The organism is Microbispora amethystogenes, assembly GCF_016863015.1.
GTDB classification, from domain to species: Bacteria; Actinomycetota; Actinomycetes; order Streptosporangiales; family Streptosporangiaceae; genus Microbispora; species Microbispora amethystogenes.
The window spans coordinates 1-4,323 of sequence record NZ_BOOB01000081.1 but is presented as its reverse complement, the minus strand read 5'-3'; the positions used below and the strand labels follow the sequence as shown (position 1 = coordinate 4,323).

The following is a 4,323-nucleotide window of genomic DNA, read 5'->3' as shown; positions in this document are numbered from 1 at the left end:
CGACCGGGCCGGAACCGCATCTGTCGGTGCCGCAGACGGCCGACACCACCGCGTGGGTGCGGCGAGTGCAAGCGAGCGGCGCGGATTGGCCGCGCCCGGTCGGTGAGCCGGGGGTTGGCGCGGATTGGGCGGGTCGGGTCGATGGGCGGGGGGTTGGCGTCGATTGGGTGCGTCTGGTTGGTGAGCAGACGAGGGCGGCGGTTGAGCGGTTGGATCCGCTGGCCGGGGTGATGGTCCAGGTGGTCTGGCTGGACGCCGGCCCCGAGGAGCCCGGGCGGTTGGTGCTGGTCATCGCTCACCTCGTGGTGGACACGGTGTCGTTGCGGGTTCTGCTGCCGGATCTGGCCGGCGCTTACGCGGCGTTGGCCGCCGGACGGCCGGTCGCCCTCGATCCGGTCCCGACCTCCTACCGTCACTGGGCACGTGAACTCGCGGCCGAGGCCGGCACGCGTACGCCGGAACTGCAGGACTGGCTGGCGCTCCTCGAAGGGCCGGACCCGCTGTTGGCCACCGAACCCCTGGACCCGGCCAGAGACGTCGGCGCGACGATGCGGGAGGTCTCGGTGACCGTTCCGGCCGATGTGACGTCGGCGTTGCTGACGGGGGTTCCGGCGGCGTTCCATGCGGGGGTCGATGACGTTCTGCTGGCGGGGTTGGCGGCGGCGGTCGCGGAATGGCGGGCGCGGCGGGGCCGTCCGGGCGGCGGGGTCGTGGTGGACGTGGAGGGGCACGGGCGTGTCCCTCTGACCGATGGCATGGACGTGTCCCGGACGGTGGGCTGGTTCACCAGCAGTCATCCGGTGCGGCTGGACGCCGGGGTGGCCGACTTCGCCGATCTTCGGGCGGGCGGAGCGACGGCCGGGCGGGTGGTCAAGCGCATCAAGGAGCAGGTGCGGGCGGTCCCGGGCGACGGCCTGGGATACGGCCTGCTCCGCTATCTCAATCCCGGCACCGCCGCCGACCTCGCGGCACTCCCCAGAGCCCAGATCGGCTTCAACTACCTCGGACGCTTCACCGGCAAGCGAACCCGAGACGACTGGTCGCCGGCCCCGGAAGGCCCCGGAGGCGGGGTCGACGGAGACATCCCGGTCACCCATGTCCTGGAGGTCACGGGCATCGTCCACGACCTACCTGACGGACCCCGGCTGACTCTGACCGTGGCCTGGCCCGGGCGCGTGCTCGACGAGCCGGCCGTACGGGAGTTCGCCGACCGCTGGGCGGCGATGCTCGCCGGACTCGCGGCGTACGTCGCGCGTCCGGGCGGCGGCGGCCACACGCCGTCCGACTTCTCCCTGATCAGCCTCGACCAGGGCCAGATCGACGAACTTGAGAGCGAACTCGCCGCCGACGAAAGGGGCGCCCGATGAGTCAGATGCGCGTTGAGGACATTTGGCCGCTGTCGCCGCTGCAGGAGGGCCTGCTGTTCCACGCCGTCTACGGCGAGGGCGCCGGCGCCTCCTACGTCGAGCAGCTGGTTCTCGGCCTTGAGGGACCGCTGGACGCCGAGACCCTGCGGACGTCCTGGCAGGCGCTGCTCGTACGGCATGCCAGCCTGCGGGCGGGGTTCCGGCAGTTGGCGGGTTCCGAGCGGCCGGTGCAGGTGGTGGCACGGGAGGTGACGCTGCCGTGGCGTGAGGAGGACCTCTCCGGGCTGCCCGGTGAGGAGGCGCTGGCGGAGGCCGAACGCCTTGGCGGCGAGGAGCGCGCCCTCGGGTTCGACCCGGCGGTGCCGCCGCTGCTGCGGATCATGCTGCTGAAACTCGCCCCCGGCCGCCACCAGATGGTGATCACGCTGCACCACATCGTCCTGGACGGATGGTCGCTGCAGGTGCTGCTGCGCGAGCTGTGGGCGGCGTACGCGGCCGGCGGCAGCACCCGTGGGCTGCCCGCGGTCACGCCGTACCGGGACTATCTGGCGTGGCTGGGCCGGCAAAACAAGGACGCGGCGCGGGAGGAGTGGCGGCGGGCGCTGGCGGGGGTGGACGAACCGACCCTGGTCTGGCCCGGCGAGCCGGACGAGGCGCTGACCGCCGCGTCCGAGCGGGTGTCCGTCCGGGGCGGCGCCGAGCTCGCCGCGGCGGTGGGCGAGCTCGCCCGTACGCGTGGCCTGACGGTGAACACGGTCGTCCAGGCGGCCTGGGCGCTGATCGTGGGCCAGCTGGCGGGACGCCGCGACGTGGTCTTCGGGGCGACGGTCGCGGGCCGCCCGGCGGAGCTGCCCGGCATGGAAGACATGCTGGGTTTGTTCATCAACACCGTTCCCGTGGTGGTGCGGCTCGACCCCGCCCGGCCGGTGAGGGACGTCTTGGCCGACCTGCAGGCGCGGCAGTCGGCGCTGCTGGGCCACCAGCATCTCGGGCTGACGGAAATCCAGCGGCTGGCCGGGCCGGGCGCGACCTTCGACACGCTCATGGCGTTCGAGAACTTCCCCGGCGAGCCGGGAGGCCCTTCCTCGCTCAGCGGGCTCAGGGTCACCGAGACCATCGCCAGGGAGGCGACCAACTATCCCCTCGGCCTGGTCGTGAACCCGGCCGAGGACCTGGAGCTGCGGCTGGAGTACCGGCCGGGGCTGCTCGACGAGCAGGCGGCGCTGGCTGTGGCCGGCCGGGTCGTACGGGTGCTGGAGCAGATGGCCGCCGATCCGTCGGTGCCGGTGGGCCAGATCGAGGTGCTCGGCGAGGCCGAGCGTCGGGTCGTGCTGGGGGAGTGGAACGACACCGTCAGGCCGGTGGCGGCCGGGACGTTGCCGGAGTTGTTCGCGGCGCGGGTGGAGCTGTCGCCGGGTGCGGTGGCGGTGTCCGGGCCGGGGGTGTCGTGGTCGTACGCGGAGTTGGACGCGGCGGCGAACCGGATCGCGCATGAACTGGTCGCCCGGGGGGTGGGTCCGGAGGATCTGGTGGGCGTGATGATGGAGCGCTCGCCGGAGCTGGTCGCGGTGTTGCTGGGTGTGGCGAAGGCGGGTGCGGGGTTCGTGCCGGTGGATCCGGCCTATCCCGCGCAGCGGATCGCGTTCATGCTGGGTGACGCCGCCCCGGCGCTGGTGCTGTGCACCCAGGCCGTACGGCCTGCGCTGCAGGAAGCCGAAGGACTGCTCGACGGCGATGCTCCCGAGCTTGTGGTGATCGACGACCCGGTGGTGGCGGCATCGATCGAGGCCCGTCCGGTCTCGCCGGTGACGGTGCCCGGCCATGCGGTCGACCATCCCGCGTACGTGATCTACACCTCCGGGTCGACCGGCACGCCGAAGGGTGTCGTGGTGACCCACCGGGGCCTGGGGAATCTGGCCGACTCCCAGATCGACCGGTTCGCGGTGGAGGCGTCGTCCCGGGTGCTGCAGCTCGCGTCGGTGAGCTTCGACGCGGCGGTCTCGGAGATGTGCATGGCGTTGCTGTCGGGCGCGACGCTGGTGATGGCGGGGGCCGATCGGCTGCCTCCGGCCGGGCCGCTGGCCGACGCGGTGGGCGAGTTCGAGGTGACGCACCTGACGGTCCCGCCGTCGGTGCTGGCGACCGTCGACGAGCTTCCGGACAGCGTGGAGACGCTGGTGGTGGCGGGCGAGGCGTGCCCGCCGCTGCTGACCGAACGCTGGGCGGACCGCATCCGCATGATCAACGCGTACGGCCCGACCGAGACGACCGTCTGCGCCACGATGAGCCGTCCCCTCGTGGCGGCCGGGACGGCCCCGATCGGCGCGCCCATCGCCAACACCCGCGTGTTCGTGCTGGACGACTTCCTGCGTCCGGTCCCCGCGGGGGTCCCGGGCGAGGTGTACGTCCAGGGTCCCGGGCTGGCGCGCGGATATCTCCGCCGTTCGGGGCTGACCGGCGAGCGGTTCGTCGCCTGTCCGTTCGACGACGGCGGCCGGATGTACCGCACCGGCGACATGGCCCGCTGGAGCCCCGACGGGGAACTGCTCTTCGCGGGCAGGGCCGACGACCAGGTCAAGGTGCGCGGGTTCCGCGTGGAGCCGGGCGAGGTCGAGGCCGTCCTCGCGAGCCACGAGTCGGTGGCCCAGGCCGTGGTGGTCACCCGCGAGGACCACCCCGGTGACAGGCGCCTGGTCGCGTACGTCGTCCCGGCCGGCCAGAACCCGGCCGACCCGAGCCCGGACGTCGCGGTGCTGCGGGAACACGTGGCCGCCCGGCTGCCCGACTACATGGTCCCGGCGGCGGTGGTGGTGCTGGACGCGTTCCCGGTCACCGCCAACGGCAAGCTCGACCGGGGCGCGCTGCCCGCCCCCGACTTCGCGGGCGCCGCCGCCGGTCGCGGCCCGGCCACCCCCGTCGAAGAGGTGCTGTGCGCGCTGTTCGGCGAGGTGCTCGG

2 protein-coding genes are annotated in these 4,323 nt (G+C 73.2%); both read left to right on the top strand.

Annotated features, from left to right (window positions below):
* Nucleotides 1–167: 167 nt before the first annotated feature.
* A complete protein-coding gene (locus tag Mam01_RS35520; protein ID WP_204289609.1) occupies nt 168–1,367 on the top strand; it encodes a condensation domain-containing protein in 1,200 nt (399 codons plus the stop codon).
* Nucleotides 1,364–4,323, top strand: a 2,960-nt coding sequence (locus tag Mam01_RS37500; RefSeq protein ID WP_204289608.1) for a non-ribosomal peptide synthetase, incomplete at its 3' end; no start/stop codon positions are given. The genes Mam01_RS35520 and Mam01_RS37500, both read left to right, overlap by 4 nt.